General features: G+C 71.5%; 17 protein-coding genes. 4 read left to right on the top strand and 13 right to left on the bottom strand.

Features of this window, described 5'->3' with window-relative positions:
- The 9 genes from hisF to hisD all read right to left on the bottom strand — a co-directional run.
- A partial coding sequence (gene hisF / locus KME78_RS57100) for an imidazole glycerol phosphate synthase subunit HisF (protein WP_219538432.1) occupies window positions 1–469 on the bottom strand: 469 nt, incomplete at its 3' end.
- Window positions 466–858 (bottom strand): Rid family hydrolase, encoded by a 393-nt coding sequence (locus KME78_RS57095; RefSeq protein WP_214637636.1) that lies wholly within the window; start codon window positions 856–858, stop codon window positions 466–468. The genes hisF and KME78_RS57095, both read right to left, overlap by 4 nt.
- A gap of 28 nt (window positions 859–886) precedes the next feature.
- Window positions 887–1,609, bottom strand: coding sequence for a bifunctional 1-(5-phosphoribosyl)-5-((5-phosphoribosylamino)methylideneamino)imidazole-4-carboxamide isomerase/phosphoribosylanthranilate isomerase PriA (gene priA, locus KME78_RS57090; protein WP_219538431.1), 723 nt, complete (start codon window positions 1,607–1,609; stop codon window positions 887–889).
- Window positions 1,609–1,938 carry a hypothetical protein gene (locus KME78_RS57085; protein WP_219538430.1) on the bottom strand — a complete coding sequence of 110 codons (330 nt, stop codon included), beginning with the start codon at window positions 1,936–1,938 and terminating at the stop codon, window positions 1,609–1,611. Before KME78_RS57085 ends, priA begins: the two co-directional genes overlap by 1 nt.
- Entirely contained in the window at window positions 1,931–2,566 is a 636-nt protein-coding gene (gene hisH, locus KME78_RS57080; RefSeq protein ID WP_219538429.1) for an imidazole glycerol phosphate synthase subunit HisH, read from the bottom strand. Before hisH ends, KME78_RS57085 begins: the two co-directional genes overlap by 8 nt.
- Window positions 2,563–2,718: a CG2302 family histidine operon protein gene (locus tag KME78_RS57075; protein ID WP_219538428.1), complete on the bottom strand. Its 156-nt coding sequence runs from the start codon at window positions 2,716–2,718 to the stop codon at window positions 2,563–2,565. The genes hisH and KME78_RS57075 overlap by 4 nt, the downstream gene beginning before the upstream one ends.
- A complete protein-coding gene (hisB, locus tag KME78_RS57070) occupies window positions 2,715–3,308 on the bottom strand; it encodes an imidazoleglycerol-phosphate dehydratase HisB (RefSeq protein ID WP_219538427.1) in 594 nt (197 codons plus the stop codon). Before hisB ends, KME78_RS57075 begins: the two co-directional genes overlap by 4 nt.
- The gene (locus KME78_RS57065) at window positions 3,305–4,399 is read right to left on the bottom strand and encodes a histidinol-phosphate transaminase (RefSeq protein ID WP_308127530.1); all 1,095 of its coding nucleotides are present in this window, start codon (window positions 4,397–4,399) and stop codon (window positions 3,305–3,307) included. Before KME78_RS57065 ends, hisB begins: the two co-directional genes overlap by 4 nt.
- Window positions 4,396–5,718 (bottom strand): histidinol dehydrogenase, encoded by a 1,323-nt coding sequence (gene hisD, locus KME78_RS57060; protein ID WP_219538426.1) that lies wholly within the window; start codon window positions 5,716–5,718, stop codon window positions 4,396–4,398. Before hisD ends, KME78_RS57065 begins: the two co-directional genes overlap by 4 nt.
- A 134-nt stretch (window positions 5,719–5,852) precedes the next feature.
- On the opposite strand from hisD, the gene ligD reads away from it, so the two are divergent.
- Window positions 5,853–6,842, top strand: coding sequence for a non-homologous end-joining DNA ligase (ligD, locus tag KME78_RS57055; RefSeq protein ID WP_219538425.1), 990 nt, complete (start codon window positions 5,853–5,855; stop codon window positions 6,840–6,842).
- Between the two features lie 225 nt (window positions 6,843–7,067).
- Here ligD and KME78_RS57050 read toward each other — a convergent pair whose 3' ends face one another.
- Window positions 7,068–8,303 (bottom strand): MFS transporter, encoded by a 1,236-nt coding sequence (locus tag KME78_RS57050; RefSeq protein WP_219538424.1) that lies wholly within the window; start codon window positions 8,301–8,303, stop codon window positions 7,068–7,070.
- On the opposite strand from KME78_RS57050, the gene KME78_RS57045 reads away from it, so the two are divergent.
- Window positions 8,289–9,029 carry an AraC family transcriptional regulator gene (locus KME78_RS57045; protein ID WP_246654748.1) on the top strand — a complete coding sequence of 247 codons (741 nt, stop codon included), beginning with the start codon at window positions 8,289–8,291 and terminating at the stop codon, window positions 9,027–9,029. The genes KME78_RS57050 and KME78_RS57045 overlap by 15 nt on opposite strands.
- Window positions 9,030–9,049: 20 nt before the next feature.
- Window positions 9,050–9,544, top strand: a complete 495-nt coding sequence (gene ybaK, locus KME78_RS57040; protein ID WP_219538423.1) for a Cys-tRNA(Pro) deacylase — start codon at window positions 9,050–9,052, stop codon at window positions 9,542–9,544.
- Here the strand turns inward: ybaK and KME78_RS57035 are convergent.
- Together KME78_RS57035 and murA are read right to left on the bottom strand one after the other, a co-directional pair.
- Complete coding sequence (locus tag KME78_RS57035; RefSeq protein ID WP_308127529.1) at window positions 9,525–11,774, bottom strand: transglycosylase domain-containing protein; 2,250 nt, start codon at window positions 11,772–11,774, stop codon at window positions 9,525–9,527. The genes ybaK and KME78_RS57035 overlap by 20 nt on opposite strands.
- A 57-nt stretch (window positions 11,775–11,831) precedes the next feature.
- The gene (murA, locus tag KME78_RS57030; protein WP_308127528.1) at window positions 11,832–13,142 is read right to left on the bottom strand and encodes a UDP-N-acetylglucosamine 1-carboxyvinyltransferase; all 1,311 of its coding nucleotides are present in this window, start codon (window positions 13,140–13,142) and stop codon (window positions 11,832–11,834) included.
- A gap of 75 nt (window positions 13,143–13,217) precedes the next feature.
- Between murA and KME78_RS57025 the strand changes: the two genes are divergently transcribed.
- Complete coding sequence (locus KME78_RS57025) at window positions 13,218–13,715, top strand: hypothetical protein (protein WP_308127527.1); 498 nt, start codon at window positions 13,218–13,220, stop codon at window positions 13,713–13,715.
- Between the two features lie 9 nt (window positions 13,716–13,724).
- Here KME78_RS57025 and KME78_RS57020 read toward each other — a convergent pair whose 3' ends face one another.
- On the bottom strand, window positions 13,725–15,110 hold the full coding sequence (locus tag KME78_RS57020; protein ID WP_246654747.1) for an amidase: 1,386 nt from the start codon (window positions 15,108–15,110) through the stop codon (window positions 13,725–13,727).
- Window positions 15,111–15,139 lie beyond the last annotated feature (29 nt).

Raw genomic sequence — 15,139 nt, 5'->3', positions numbered from 1 at the left:
CGCGGATGCCGGTGCCGCGCCGCCCGCCGTGCGTGGTCACCTCGAAGCCGCTCGCGGTGCCCGGCGCCCGGCGGGCGTCGACCGACAGCACCACGCACTGCGCGCCGAAGCGCCGCGACGCCTCGGTGAGCAGCTCGGGCCTGGCGATCGCGGCGGTGTTGAGCGACACCTTGTCGGCTCCCGCGCGCAGCAGCGTGTTGACGTCGTCGACCGTGCGGATGCCACCTCCCACGGTCAGCGGGATGAACACCTGCTCGGCGGTCCTGCGCACCACGTCGAGCATGGTCTCGCGCTCGCCCGACGAGGCGGTGATGTCGAGGAAGGTCAGCTCGTCGGCGCCTTCGGCGTCGTAGCGTCTGGCCAGCTCGACCGGGTCGCCCGCGTCGCGAAGGTTCGCGAAGTTGACGCCCTTGACCACGCGGCCCGCGTCCACGTCCAGACACGGGATCACCCGTACGGCTACCGTCATGCCCGCAACGCCTCTATCTCGATCTCGACCAGCATCTTCGGATCGACCAACCCGGCGACCCGCACACCGGTGCAGGCGGGGCGTACCCGCCCGAACACCTCGCCGATCGCCCGTCCGACCTGGTCGAAGTGGCCGTGCTCGACCACGTAGTAGCGGACCATGACCACGTCTTCCCTGGTCAGGCCGCCCATCTCGACCGCCTCCAGCGCGATGTCCATGGCGGTCCTGCTCTGCAGGTAGGCGTCGCCGTCGTGGCGTACCTCGCCGTCGACGGTGGCGGTGCATCCTGACACGATCACCCGGTCGCCGACGACGACCGCCCTCGCGTAGCCGTACCTCTCCTCCCAGATGCCTCCGGAGAACACCCTTCCGGTGCTTTCCATACTCATGTTGCCCATCACGCCCCCTCCCGAGGAACTAAGCGCGTACCGCGATCAGTGCGCTCTCCAGCGTGAAAGCCTGAGCGTAGAGGGCCCTGCCCACGATGGCACCCTCCACTCCGTCCGGCACCAGGGACGCCAGCGCGACCAGGTCGTCGAGCGAGGAGACGCCGCCGCTGGCCACGACCGGCTTGTCGGTGCGCTTGCAGACCTCGCGAAGCAGGTCGAGGTTGGGGCCGCGCAAGGTGCCGTCCTTGGTGACGTCGGTGACCACGTAGCGGGGGCAGCCGTCGGCCTCCAGCCGCTCCAGCACCTCCCACAGGTCCCCGGCGTCCTGGGTCCAGCCGCGGGCGGCCAGAGTGGTGCCCCGCACGTCGAGCCCGACGGCGATCTTGTCGCCGTGCTCGGCGATGATCCGCCGGCACCATTCGGGGTTCTCCAGCGCGGCGGTGCCGATGTTCACCCGGCGGCAGCCGGTGGCCAGCGCCGCGGCCAGCGAGGCGTCGTCGCGGATGCCGCCCGACAGCTCCACGTTCACATCCAGCCTGCCGATCAGGTCGGTGATCAGCTCCCGGTTGGAGCCCCGGCCGAAGGCGGCATCGAGGTCGACCAGATGGACCCACTCCGCGCCCGCCTCCTGCCAGGCCAGCGCGGCGGCCAGCGGCTCGCCGTAGCCGGTCTCGGTCCCGGCCTCACCTTGGACGAGGCGTACGGCCTGACCGTCCGCGACGTCCACGGCAGGGAGCAATACGAGCGACATCAGGTCCTCCGGTCGAAAGCAAGAGTCATGACAACGGGCGCCAGCAGCAGGGAAAACACGAAAACCGTCAGGCTCAGGAACGGCGAGCCCCAATAGAGCCATGCCACCACCTGCACCAGCACGAAGACCAGCCCGAGTACGGCGTTCTGGCCTCGGCGGCGGCGGGCGAGCAGGCCGCCCTGCCGGGCGATCCGGATCGGGCGCGGGATCAGCCGGGCGAGTAAGGCGCGGCGGCGCGCGGCGCGCGCCTGCCGTTCCTCGTTGAGCCGGATCGCGCGCGCCCGTTCGGCCTCACGCTCGGCCCGGCGGCGCGCCCGCTCCTTACTCAAGGGTGCCGAGCCAGTTGGACAGCAGCGCCGCCCCGGCGTCGCCGGACTTCTCCGGGTGGAACTGGGTGGCCATCAGCGGGCCGTTCTCCACCGCCGCCACGAACGGCACCCCGTGCTCCGCCCAGGTGACCAGCGGGTCGGCGAAGCCCTCACCTGCCCGCAGCTCCCAGTCGCGCACGCCGTAGGAGTGCACGAAGTAGAAGCGCGTCGCCTCGTCGATCCCGTCGAACAGCACGCTGGCCGCGGGCGCCTTGACGGTGTTCCAGCCCATGTGCGGCAGGACGGGGGCGTCCAGGCGCTCGACCGTGCCCGGCCACTCGCCGCAGCCCTCGGTCTCGACCCCGTGCTCCACCCCCCTGGCGAACAGGATCTGCATGCCGACACAGATGCCGAGCACCGGGCGGCCACCGGACAGGCGCCGGCCGATGATCCGCTCGCCATAGACGCTCTTGAGGCCCGTCATGCACGCCTCGAACGCGCCGACGCCCGGCACGACCAGGCCGTCGCAGTCGAGCGCGGCGGCGAAGTCGGACGTGACGGTCACGTCCGCGCCCACCCTGGCCAGGGCCCGTTCCGCGGAGCGCAGATTGCCCGAGCCGTAGTCGAGAACGACGACGTTCTTCTTCACCACCACATCACCCCCGCCGTGATCGCCAGCGCGGCGCCGACCGCGCAGACGGCCGCACCGATCTTGAGCCCCTGCCTGGCCAGCGAGAACACCCCGCCGATGAGGAACAGCCCGATGAACACCATGACGATGGCGATCGTGTTGTCCGTCATAGAACGCCCTTGGTGCTCGGCACGCCCGTGGCGCGCGGGTCGAGCTCCGACGCCTCGCGCAGCGCCCTGGCCAGCGCCTTGAACTGGGCCTCGACGATGTGATGGGCGTTGCGGCCGTACGGGACGCGTACGTGCAGGCAGATCGCCGCCTGGGCGACGAACGACTCCAGGACGTGGCGCGTCATCGTTGTGTCGTAGTCGGGACCGATCATCGGCGCCATGCCCTCGGGCTCGGCGTGCACCAGATAGGGGCGGCCCGACAGGTCGACGGTCACCTGGGCGAGCGACTCGTCCAGCGGGCACGACGCATTACCGAACCGCCTGATGCCCGACTTGTCGCCCAGAGCCTCGCGGAACGCGGCGCCCAGCGCGAGCGCCGTGTCCTCGATCGTGTGGTGCGAGTCGATGTGCAGGTCGCCCTCGGTCTTGACCGTCAGGTCGAACAGCCCGTGCTTGCCGAGCTGCGCCAGCATGTGGTCGAAGAAGCCGACCCCGGTCGACACGTCAACCCGGCCCGTGCCGTCGAGACCCACCTCGACCAGGACCGACGTCTCCTTCGTTGCGCGCTCGACGCGGCCTACACGACTCACAGGATCCCCTCCAGAGCGGCGCGGAACGCCGCCATCTCCTCACCGGTGCCGATCGACACCCGCAGCCATTCTGGCGGTCCCACCTCGCGGATGAGCACACCGCTCTCCAGCAGGGCCTCCCACACCTTGCGCCGGTCGGGAAAACGCCCGAACAGCACGAAGTTGGCGTCGGAGTCGGCGACGGTCAACCCCTTGCCCCGCAACCAGTCCACGATGTCGTCCCGCTCCTGCCGGAGCTTGTCGACCGTGCCGAGCAGCTCGGCCCGGTGCCGCAGCGCCACACGGGCCGCCGTCTGCGTGAGCGTCGACAGATGGTACGGCAGGCGTACCAGCAGCAGCGCGTCGATCACGGCCGGGTGCGCGGCCAGGTAGCCGAGCCGGGTGCCGGCCATGGCGAACGCCTTGGACATGGTCCGGGTGACGATCAGCCTCGGGTGGGCGGGCAGCAGAGTGAGCGCCGAGGGCGTGCCCTGCCTGGCGAACTCCGCGTAGGCCTCGTCGACCACGACCATGCCCGTGGCCACGTCGAGGACCCGGCTGATCGTCTCCATCGGCAGCGCGGTGCCGGTCGGATTGTTGGGCGAGGTCAGGAACACGATGTCGGGCCGGTGCTCCTCGACCGCGGCGGCCGCCTTGCCCGGATCGAGCGAGAAGTCCGGCTCGCGGACGCCCGAGATCCACTCCGTGCTGGTGCCGGTGGTGATGATCGGGTGCATCGAGTAGGACGGCTCGAAGCCCAGCGCGGTGCGGCCGTGGGAGCCGAACGCCTGCAGGATCTGCTGCAGGACCTCGTTGGAGCCGTTGGCCGCCCACACCTGGTCCTTCGTCAGACCGTGACCCAGATAGTCGGCCAGCTCGGTGCGGAGCGCCTCGGCGTCCCTGTCGGGGTAGCGGTTGAGCTCGGCCGCGCTCGCCCGCACCTCCTCGGCCAGGTCGGCGACCAGGGCCGGGGAGGGCGCGTAGGGGTTCTCGTTGGTGTTGAGCCTGATCGGCACGTCGATCTGCGGAGCACCGTACGGCGTGCGACCCCGCAGGTCGTCGCGGATCGGGAGGTCGTCGAGATTCACGTGCTGATTCACGTGCTGATTCACGGGGTCTCTTTTCGCGATGGGACCTGCCAGTCGAAACGGGCGCGGACAGCGGCGCCGTGCGCGGGGAGATCCTCGGCGTCGGCGAGCACCGTCACGTGCTCGGCCGCCTCGGCCAGCGCCTCGCGCGTGTAGTCGACGACGTGGATGCCGCGCAGGAACGACTGCACCGACAGGCCGCTGGAGTGGCAGGCGCAGCCGCCGGTGGGCAGCACGTGGTTGGAGCCGGCCAGGTAGTCGCCCAGGGATACCGGGGCGTACGGGCCCACGAAGATCGCGCCCGCGTTGCGGACCCGCGCCGCGACGGCCGCCGCGTCGGCGGTCTGGATCTCCAGGTGCTCGGCGGCGTAGGCGTCGACGACCTTGAGGCCGTCCTCGATGCTGTCGACCAGCACGATGCCGGACTGCCGGCCGCCGAGCGCCTCGGTGATGCGCTGGGCGTGCCGGGTGGCGTTGACCTGCCCCGGCAGCTCCTTCTCGACGGCCTCGGCCAGCCGGACGCTGTCGGTGACCAGCACGGAGGCCGCGATCACGTCGTGCTCGGCCTGGCTGATCAGGTCGGCCGCCACGTGCACCGGGTCGGCCGTGTCGTCGGCCAGGACCGCGATCTCCGTCGGCCCCGCCTCGGAGTCGATGCCGATGCGGCCCTTGAGCAGGCGCTTGGCGGCGGCGACCCAGATGTTGCCGGGTCCGGTCACCATGCTCACGGCCGGGCACTCCTCGGTGCCGTAGGCGAACATCGCCACGGCCTGGGCGCCGCCCACGGAGTAGACCTCGTCCACACCCAGCAGCGCGCACGCCGCCAGGATCGTGGGGTGCGGCAGCCCGCCGTGCTCCTTCTGGGCCGGGCTCGTCACGGCCAGCGACTCCACGCCCGCTTCCTGGGCCGGCACCACGTTCATGACCACGCTCGACGGGTAGACGGCGCGCCCGCCCGGAACGTAGAGCCCCACCCGGTCGACCGGCACCCACCGCTCGGTCACGGTGCCGCCCGGGACGACCTTCGTCGTCACGTCGGCGCGGCGCTGATCGCGGTGGACCAGCCTGGTGCGCCGGATCGCCTCCTCCAGCGCGGCCACGACCTCCGGCCGCAGCTGCCGCAGCGCCGCCTGGATCGCCTCCCGCGGAACGCGGGCCTGCTGGATCTCGACACCGTCGAACCTGGCGGTCAGCTCCCGTACGGCTGCCGCCCCGCGATGGCGCACCTCGTCGCAGATGGGCCGCACCTTCTCCAGGGCGGCCTCGACGTCGAGATCGGCGCGGGGCAGCACGTCGCGCAGGTTCGCCGGGAGGGAACCGCGCATGTCAATACGGGAAATCACCATCCCAGTTTACGGAGTCCCACCCCTGAATCCGGTTCTGTCCACCATCCGGGACGGAGACCTCCTCCCTATTTGACCATCTGCAGACCTCCACCCCCTGGTGCCGATCATGAGGCAGGGGTAAGCCAGGGGTCATGGCGCAGCTGCCGGTCTACGCGCCGATGCTGGCTCAGCTCGGCTCCCTGCCGTCGGTCCGCGGGGACGAGTGGGCCGTCGAGATGAAGTGGGATGGCGTGCGCGCCCTCGTCTACCTGGAGGAGCACGGCGTACGGCTGATGTCACGCAGCGGCAAGGACATCACCGTCGCCTACCCAGAGCTGCAACTGATGGCCGGTGCCAGCGGAGGGCGGGCGGCGGTCGTCGACGGGGAGATCGTGGCGTTCGACGAGGCGGGACGGCCCAGCTTCGGCGCGCTGCAGCCGCGGATGCACCAGCGCCACCCGGCCAAGGTCGCCGAACTCGTCAGGGCCGTGCCGGTGACGTTCATGGCGTTCGACCTGCTGCACCTCGACTCCACCAGCACCGTCAGCCGGCCCTACACCGAACGCCGTGAGCTCCTGGAGCAGGTCCTGACGCCCGGTTTCCGCTGGCAGGTGCCGGTGTGGTTCCACGATCACGCGGAGCGCGCGCTCCTGTCCTCCCGTCAGCTCGGGCTGGAGGGCGTGGTGTGCAAGCGCCTGTCGTCGCCGTACCGGCCGGGCCGGCGCAGCGCCGAGTGGACGAAGGTCAAGAACCTCACGGTCGTCGAGGTGGTCATCGGCGGGTGGAAGGCGGGCGCGGGCCGGCGGGCGGGCACGATCGGCTCGCTGCTGCTCGGCGCGCACGACCGGGACGGGCGGCTGCTGTTCGTCGGCCACGTGGGCACCGGCTTCACCGAGGCGATGCTGAACGACCTGTACGAACGGCTCACCGCACTGGAGCGGCCCGAGCCGCCGTTCGACGCACCGGTGCCCCGCGAGCACGCCCGAGACGCGCACTGGGTCGAGCCGCGCCTGGTGGGCGAGGTCCGCTACGCCGAGCTGACCGGCGACGGCCGCCTGCGCCACCCCGCCTGGCGCGGGCTCCGGCCCGACCGGGAACCGGACGAGGTGCGGATGGACGGCGGCGACTGGGCCGTCGGCTGATCCGCACTCCCCGCCGTACTTCGGCTGGGTCCTTTTGAGGAGAGGAGGGCGGCGATCGCCCAGGTCCTTCTGGAGAGCAGGGGCGGCAATCGCCCAGGTCCCTCCGGAGAGCCGGGGACAGCGATCGCCCAGGTCCGGGGGCAGCGATCGCCCAAGCCCTCCTGGGGAACGCGAGGGGCGATCGCTCGCGGCGCCTGCGACGAGTGGTGCGTGCGGAGAAGGCGGCTAGTCGCCGGCGGCCGAGCCGCGCGCGGGGGTCGGCTCCGGGACGACCGGAGCGGGGTCCCTGAGCGTACGAGCAAGCAGCCAGGACAGGGCAGGAAAGACGATCAGGCAGGCGAGCGCGACCCGGAGCGAGGATGCCTCCGCCACCGCCCCGACCAGCGGGCTGGTCAGACCGCCCGCACTCACCGCCAGCCCGAGCGTGACACCGCTGGCCGTGCCGAGACGGTTGGGCAGGAAATCCTGCCCCAGCGTCACATGCAGCGAGAACGGCGCGTACAAGGTGATCGACGCGGCCGCGATGAAGACGTACGCGAAAAGACCCGGCGCGAGCACCACCCCGGCGACGGCGGGGACGGCCGCCGCGTAGGCCACGCGCATGGTGCGGACCCGGCCCCAGCGGCCCGCGAGCCGGCCGCCGAGCACCGTCCCCACCGCGCCCCCGGCGAACAGTACGAACAGCGCCACCGCCCCCGCCGCGCCACCACCCATGTACAGGGCGACGAACGCGCTCAACCCCACGTACGCGATCGACCGGAAGACGATCACCAGCGTGAGCCGGACGAACGACGCCCAGTCGTCCCGCCCGGCCGAACGCGCCTCGGCCCGAGCCCGCTCGCCGTGACGGGCGAGCGAGCGGATCACGGTGAGCGTGAGCAGGGCGCCCACCACGGCGGGCAGGACCAGCAGCGGCGAGGCGCCGAGCCCCCACAGCGACAGCAGCGGCGTGACGATGATCGGCGCGGTGGCGAAGCCGAGCGTGCCGCCCAGCGAGAACCAGCTCATCCGCACATGACTGCCCTCGCTGGCGATCCTGGCCAGGCGGGCCGACTCCGGGTGGTAGGCCGCCACGCCGAGACCCGACAGCGCCACCGCCAGCCAGGTGAGCACGTACCCGTCGGTGACCCCGCTGAGCGCCACCCCGAGCCCGGCCGTGAGCATGCTGACCGGGATGAGCCACGGCATCCGCCGGCGGTCGGTCAGCGCGCCGAAGACCGGCTGCACGATCGAGGACAGCAGCGTCGCGGCCAGCACGATGCCCGACGCGGCCACGTACCCGTACCCGCGCTGCGCCACGAGGAAGGGCACCAGCGCCGGGACCGCCCCCTGATACACGTCCACACCGGCATGGCCCACGGCCAGCATCACGATCCTGTTCGCCTTCACGCCTCGATCGTCACCCCGTGACCAGGTGGCCCGCTTCCGATAAAATGCCAAGCCATCATGGAAATCCGCCATCTTCCGGAGGCGCCCACCGGGATACGGCCGCTGGCGCCGGGCACCGGGATCGACGCGCACCGCCACGACACCCACCAGGTCGCCTACGCCTGCCGGGGCGTCCTGTCGGTGACGACGAGCGCGGGCACCTGGGTGGCCCCGGCCAACCGGGCCATCTGGGTCCCGGCCGGCACCGTCCACGAGCACCGCGCGCACGGCGACACCGACCTGCGGCTCATCGGCCTGCCCGTCGCCGACAACCCCCTGAACCTTCAGCGGCCCGCCGTCCTGGCCGTCGGCCCGCTGCTCCGCGAGCTGATCATCGCCTACACCCAGGACCCCCACGACGACGGCGCCGAGCGGCAACGACTGCGGGCCGTCCTGCTGGACCAGCTGCGCCGCTCCCCCGAGCAGCCGTTCCACCTGCCCACGGCCAGGGACTCACGGCTGGCCGCCGTCTGCGCGATCCTGCACGACGACCCGGCCGACCGCCGGACGCTCGCGCAGCTCGGCAGGCAGGCCGGCACCAGCGACCGCACGCTCGCCCGCCTCTGCCAGGGCGAGCTGGGGATGACGTTCCCGCAGTGGCGTACGCAGCTCCGCCTGCATCACGCGTTACTGCTGCTGGCCGACGGCACCCCGGTCACCACCGTCGCGCACCGCTGCGGCTGGGCCTCCGCCAGTGCCTTCATCGACGTGTTCCGGCGAGCCCTCGGGTACACCCCGGGCCGCGCCTTTACAATGTAGATTCGCTACAATGGCATTCCGTGAGCAGAGCGAAAGCCCAAGGGGGCACTCCGGCCACGGTGGCGCTGGCGAAGGCCAAGGCGGAGTTCACCCTTCACCCGTACGAGCACGACGCCAACGCGCAGGCCTATGGCGAGGAGGCGGCCGACGCGCTCGGCGTGCCGCACGAGCAGATCTTCAAGACGCTGGTGGCCGAGGTCGAGGGCGGGCTCGCGGTGGCGGTCGTGCCGGTGTCGGGCAAGCTCGACCTCAAGGCGCTGGCGGCGGCGCTCGGCGCCAAGAAGGCGGCCATGGCCGACGCGGCGAAGGTCGAGCGCGTCACGGGCTACGTCGTCGGCGGCATCAGCCCGCTCGGCCAGCGCAAGAGGCTGCCGACCGTGGTCGACGCGTCGGCTCTGGAGTTCGGCACGATCTACTTCTCCGCGGGCAAGCGAGGGCTGCAGATCGAGACCGCGCCGGCCAACCTCATCTCGCTGACCGGCGCCGTCACCGCCGCTATCGGTAGCGCCAGTTGAACCTGTGACGCCGCTGGCGCGGTCCCGGGATGTCACGGCGATGCCGTGGTTCCCGGACGTCGCGGCGCTGCCACGGCGGCCACAGGAAGTCGAAGCGTCGGCGGTGGGCGATCGTCTGGTCATGCTCGCGGCGGGCTTTCGCCTCCGCCTCCAGAGCCTCCTTCAGGCCCGGCGTGAACCCACCACCGAAGCGGGACATGTCAGGACCGGGAAAACCCGAGGGGCTGGTCCGCCGCAGGGCCGCCCGCATCGAGTCGATCCAGATCGGGCCCGGTAGCGACGCGCCCTGCACGGCGCCGTAGTAGTCGTCGCCGATCTCCACGTCCCGCAGGGGGTAGCGGTAGGCGCCCCTGATGTCGCCGACGCTGACCGCCGCCGCCAGATCCGGGGTGTAGCCGGCGAACCACGCCGAGGTGTAGCCGTTGTTCGTGCCCGTCTTGCCCGCCGCGGGACGGTCGAGGCTCTGCCCGCGCATGGTGCCCTGGGTGAAGACACCGCCCAGCACCCAGTTGACCGCGTCGGCCACCTCCCGCTCGATGCCCTGCTCGCAGGCGGGCGGCACCTGGGTGCGTTCGCCGTCCCGGCCGGTGATCTCCACGATCGCCAGCGGCCGACAGTACTTCCCCCTGGCCGCGAACGCCGCGAACCCCGCCGCCACCGTCACCGGGTCCATCTCGTTCACCCCGAGCGTGAACGTGGGCACCTCGCGCAGCGGGGTCCCGTCGGCCCGGGAGATGCCCAGCGCCTTGGCGGTCTTGACCACGTTGCAGAGGCCGACCTTGCGCTCCAGCATCATGTAGAAGATGTTGACCGACTTCCAGGTGCCGGTCTCCAGGCTGTGCGGGCCGCCGGTGCCCTCGCCGCTGGCGTTGTAGACGGTCGTCTTCGGGTCGTTGACACGCCTGCCCTGACAGTCGCGATAGCCCTGCCCAGGCGTCAGCACCCCAGGGGTCTGGAACCCGTCGCCGAACCGCCACCCCTGCCGCAACGCCGTGGCCAGGGTGAACACCTTGAACGTCGAGCCCGCCTGGAACCCCTGCCCGCCGCCGTGCAGCACGTCGGCCGGCAGGTTGAACGTGGTCCTGGCCCCGTTCTTCTTGTTGCCCGGGTTGCGGCCGAAGCGCTTGCTGGCCGTCATCGCCGTGATCCGCCCGGTGCCCGGCTCGACCATGGCCTCGGCGGCCACCTCGGTGTCCTCGGGTCGTACCCGCCGCTGGATGGCCTGCTCGGCGGCCCGCTGCGCCAGCGGGTCGAGGCTCGTACGGATCACCAGCCCGCCCCTGCTCATCCTGGCCTGCCGCTTGGCCGCGGTACCGCCGAACGCCGGGTTGGTCAGCAGCTCCCGCTGCACGTAATAGCAGTAGTACGGATAGGCGCTCTCCGCGCAGCCGCCGGGCTCCGGGTGCAGCCGGAGCCCGAGCCCGGTCCGCTGGGCCGCGGTCGCCTCCTGCCGCGTGATCAGGCCCACCTCGGCCATCCGGTCCAGCACGATGTCGCGCCGCTGCCGCAGCCGGGCCTGCTGCCTGTCGCCCAGCGAGGGATCGGTCGAGTACGGCACGCGCACGGCCCCCGCCAGCGTGGCCGCCTGGGTCAGGGTGAGGCGGGCGGCCGTGGTCGAGAAGAACCGCCTGGCCGCCGCCTCGACGCCGTGGGCGCCGGCGCCGAAGTACGCGATGTTCAGATATTTCTCAAGAATCTCGTCCTTGCGGTACTTCTCCTCCATCGCCAGCGCGTACCGCAGCTCGGTGATCTTCCTGCCCAGGTTGGGCGCGCGGGCCCGGTCGCGCTCGGCGTCGGTGCGGGCGGCCTCCACCAGGATGTTCTTCACCAGTTGCTGGGTGAGGGACGAGCCGCCCTGCTTGATGCCGCCCGCCTGCGTGTTGGTGAGCAGCGCCCGGATCGTGCCCTTGACGTCCAGGCCGCCGTGCTCGTAGAACCGGGCGTCCTCGATGGCCACGATCGCCTGGCGCATCACCGGCGCCACCTGGTCGAGCCGGACCGTCGTCCGGTTGGCCTCGTAGAACTGGGCGAACTGCTTGCCGTTGCGGTCGAGGAGCCTGGTCACCTGGGAGAGCGGCTCCTCACGCGGCGCGGGCGGCAGGTCGACGAACGTCAAGGCGACGTTCTTGGCGGACAGGCCCGCCCCGGTCACCACCGGCGCGGCCAGCGCCGCCGCCAGGAGGCCCCCGATCGCCCCGGCCACGGCGAGCACGCCGATGGATCTGAGCACAGTCACTCAGATGATCTGCGGCCCGGGGAACACCGGCAAACACCGGCTTCCCCGTCTTTACTGTTGTCTGCTGATATTCAGACCGAGCGACGCGAACTGCTCGAACGGCTGGTGATAGCCCCGCTCGATGTGGTTGACGCCGCGCAGCGTCGAGGTGCCGTCGGCCACCGCGGCGGCCAGCACGGCCGAGAACCCGGCGCGGATGTCGGGCAGCGTCACGTCCGCGCCCCGCAGCTGCGACACGCCCCGCACGACGGCCGAGTGCCTGGCGTTGGTGTCGTGGTAGCGGCAGGCCGGGCCGCCCAGGCACTGGTCGAACACCTCGATCTCGCAGCCCATCTTCTGCAGCGCCGGGACGTACACCAGGCGGTTCTCGAAGACGGTCTCGTGCAGCACCGACATGCCCTGGCTCTGCGTGAACAGCACCATGAGCGGCGTCTGCCAGTCGGTCATGAACCCGGGGTGCGTGTCGGTCTGCACGGCCGCCGCGCGCAGCCCCTCGGGCGGCGCGGTGGCGCACAGGTACTCGTCGTTGATGTCGAACTGGGCACCCATCCTGGCCAGCGTGGTGATCGCGGTGACCAGCCGGTCCTGCGGGCAGCCGTGCACGCGCACCTCGCCGCCGGTGATCAGGCCCGCCGCGAGGTAGGAGAACGCCTCGATGCGGTCGCCCGCCAGCCAGATGGAGGCGCCGTGGAGCCGCTCGACGCCCTCGATGACGATCCTGCGGTCGGGCGACAGCTCGATCCTGGCGCCCATCCGCTGCAGGAACAGCGCCAGCTCCACGACCTCGGGCTCCATGGCCGCGTTCTTCACCACGGTCTTGCCCTCGGCCAGCACGGCGGACATGAGGATCGTCTCGGTCGCCCCGACGCTCGGATAGGGCAGCTCCAGCCGGGTCCCGTTCAGGCGCTTGGCCTTGGCGAAGATCCCGGTGTCGCCCACCTCGACCTCGGCGCCCATCGCGCGCAGCGCCTCGACGTGGAAGTTCACCGGCCGCCGGCCGATGGGGTCGCCGCCGACCAGCGGCACGAACGCCTCCCCCGCCAGGTGCAGCAGCGGGCCGAGCATGAGGATGGGGATGCGGTTGAGCCCGGTGAACGCGTCGGGCACCCGCGGTCTGATCTCCGGGCCCTGCCCGATGCGGATCTCCCCCCGGGAGATCTCCACGTTGATGCCCAGCGCGTCGAGCATCGCCGCCGTGATGCCGACCTCGCCGACCTCGGGAACGTTGTGGATGACGCTCTCCCCGGTGCCCAGCATGGCCGCGACCATGTGCTTGGACACGGCGTTCTTGGAGCCGCGTACCTCGACATCACCCCGGAGCGGGCCGGAAGGTTCGATCAGCCATACCTTGTCTTCAATCACGAAGCGAGCCTAGCCGGGAGATACGATCGACCTGATTAAGACGCGAATGTGAGGGGGAGCGGCGTGGCGAGGCATGTGCGCGCATTTGCGGTTACTGTCCTCACGCTCGCCGCCCTGGCCGTACTGGCCGGGCTGCTGTGGTCACACCTGTCTCCCCGCGCGCCGTACCAGGTCACGGCGGAGGGGCCGGTGCTGGCGGACCCGTCCACACAGGCGCTGATCAGCGCTGACGGATGGTACGCGGTGATCACCGGCGGGCTCGGGCTGGCCTGTGGCGCGCTCGCGTGGTTCCTCGGCCGGCGGCACCAGCTCGCCGTGCTGCTGGGGCTCGGCGCCGGCGGGGTGCTGGCGGCCTTCCTCACGCTCTGGGTGGGGTCGACGTTCACGCTCGGGGTGGTGGTCGTGGAGGCGGCGGCCACGCCCGGGGTGAAGATCGTCCCCGGCTCGCTGACGCTGACGGCCACGGGGGTGATCGTGGCCTGGCCGCTGGTCGCGGTGGCCTTCTTCGGGCTGATGGAGGGCATGCACGGCTATCGCGAGTCGCCGCTGCGCAAGCCGTACGGGCTCGGCTGAAGCCCGCGCTCAGAGGGGCGGGCGGCGCAGGCCGTGTCCGGTGGCCTGCTCGAAGGCGCGGGCCGCGCGCAGCACCGTGGCGTCGGCGAACGGCCGGCCGATGATCTGCACGCCGACCGGCAGCCCCGACGGCGTGAACCCGGCCGGGACGGACGCGGCGGGCGCGTGCAGCACGCTGATCCAGTAGGCGGACCGCATCCACGCCAGGTAGTCGGGCAGCCGCACCCCGTTGATCTCACTCACGTAAGGGTCCTCGACGGGGAACGGCGGCACCTGGCTGACGGGCGCGATCAGCACGTCATAGGTGTCGAAGAAGGCCGCCATCCGGTGGTAGAGGCCGCTGCGCGACCGTTCGGCCCTGGCCAGGTCGGCGCCGGTGACCTTGCGGCCCTGCTCGACGTTCCAGCTGGTGTTGGCGCCCAGCCCGTCGAGCTCGCCGAAGGCCAGCGCGTAGTACCACGCCCGGTAGACGCGGAAGGCGTCCTCGGCGTCGGACAGGTCCAGTTCGACCTGCTCGACGCGCGCGCCGAGCCGCTCGAACACGCCGGGCGCGGTCGCGGTGACCGCCGCCGTCCCGGGGTCCACCGGCAGCCCGCCCAGGTCCGGGCTCCAGGCCACGCGCAGCCCCGCCACGTCCCGCTCGTCGGGGGTGAAGTCCTCGGTGATCGAGTACGGCGACCGAGCGTCGAATCCCGAAATAACCGACATCATCAGGGTCAGGTCGTCGACCGTCCTGGCCATCGGCCCCGGTACGGACAGCGTGTACCAGGCGGCCTGCTCCGACAGGGCGGGCACCCGGCCCGGCGTCGGCCGCAGCCCCACCACGTTGCAGAACGAGGCCGGGTTGCGCAGCGACCCGCCCATGTCGGATCCGCCGGCGAGCGGCACCATCCCGGTCGCCAGCGCCGCCGCCGCCCCGCCGCTGCTGCCTCCGGCCGACCGGGTCAGGTCGTAGGGGTTGCGGGTGGCCCCGAACACCTCGTTGACGGTGTGGGAGCCGGTGCCGAACTCCGGCGTGTTGGTCTTGCCCACCAGGATCGCCCCGGCCGCCCGGAGCCGCTCCACGATCACGTCGTCCTTGTCGGGAACGTGGTCGGCGTAGAGCGGCGAGCCGTAGGTGGTGCGGATGCCCTTGGTGTCGACGAGGTCCTTGTGCGCCACCGGCACCCCGTGGAGCGGCCCCGTCGCCTCGCCGGCGTCGGCCGCCTCGGCCGCCTTGAGCGCCTGCTCGGCGACCAGCGTCACGATGGCGTTGACCTGAGGGTTGACCTGCTCGATGCGGTCGAGGTGGGCCTGGAGCAGCTCGACGGCGCTCACCTGGCGGGTCTTGACCAGGTGGGCCATCTCGGTCGCGGTCAGGTAGTGCGGTGCGGTCACGTTCCGATTGTCGCTCAAGTCACCACCCCATCGTGGATTAGGCTTCT

The sequence above is a fragment of the Nonomuraea guangzhouensis genome, assembly GCF_019396345.1.
In the GTDB taxonomy this organism is placed as follows: Bacteria; Actinomycetota; Actinomycetes; order Streptosporangiales; family Streptosporangiaceae; genus Nonomuraea; species Nonomuraea guangzhouensis.
This window is presented reverse-complemented; position numbering and strand designations above follow the sequence as displayed.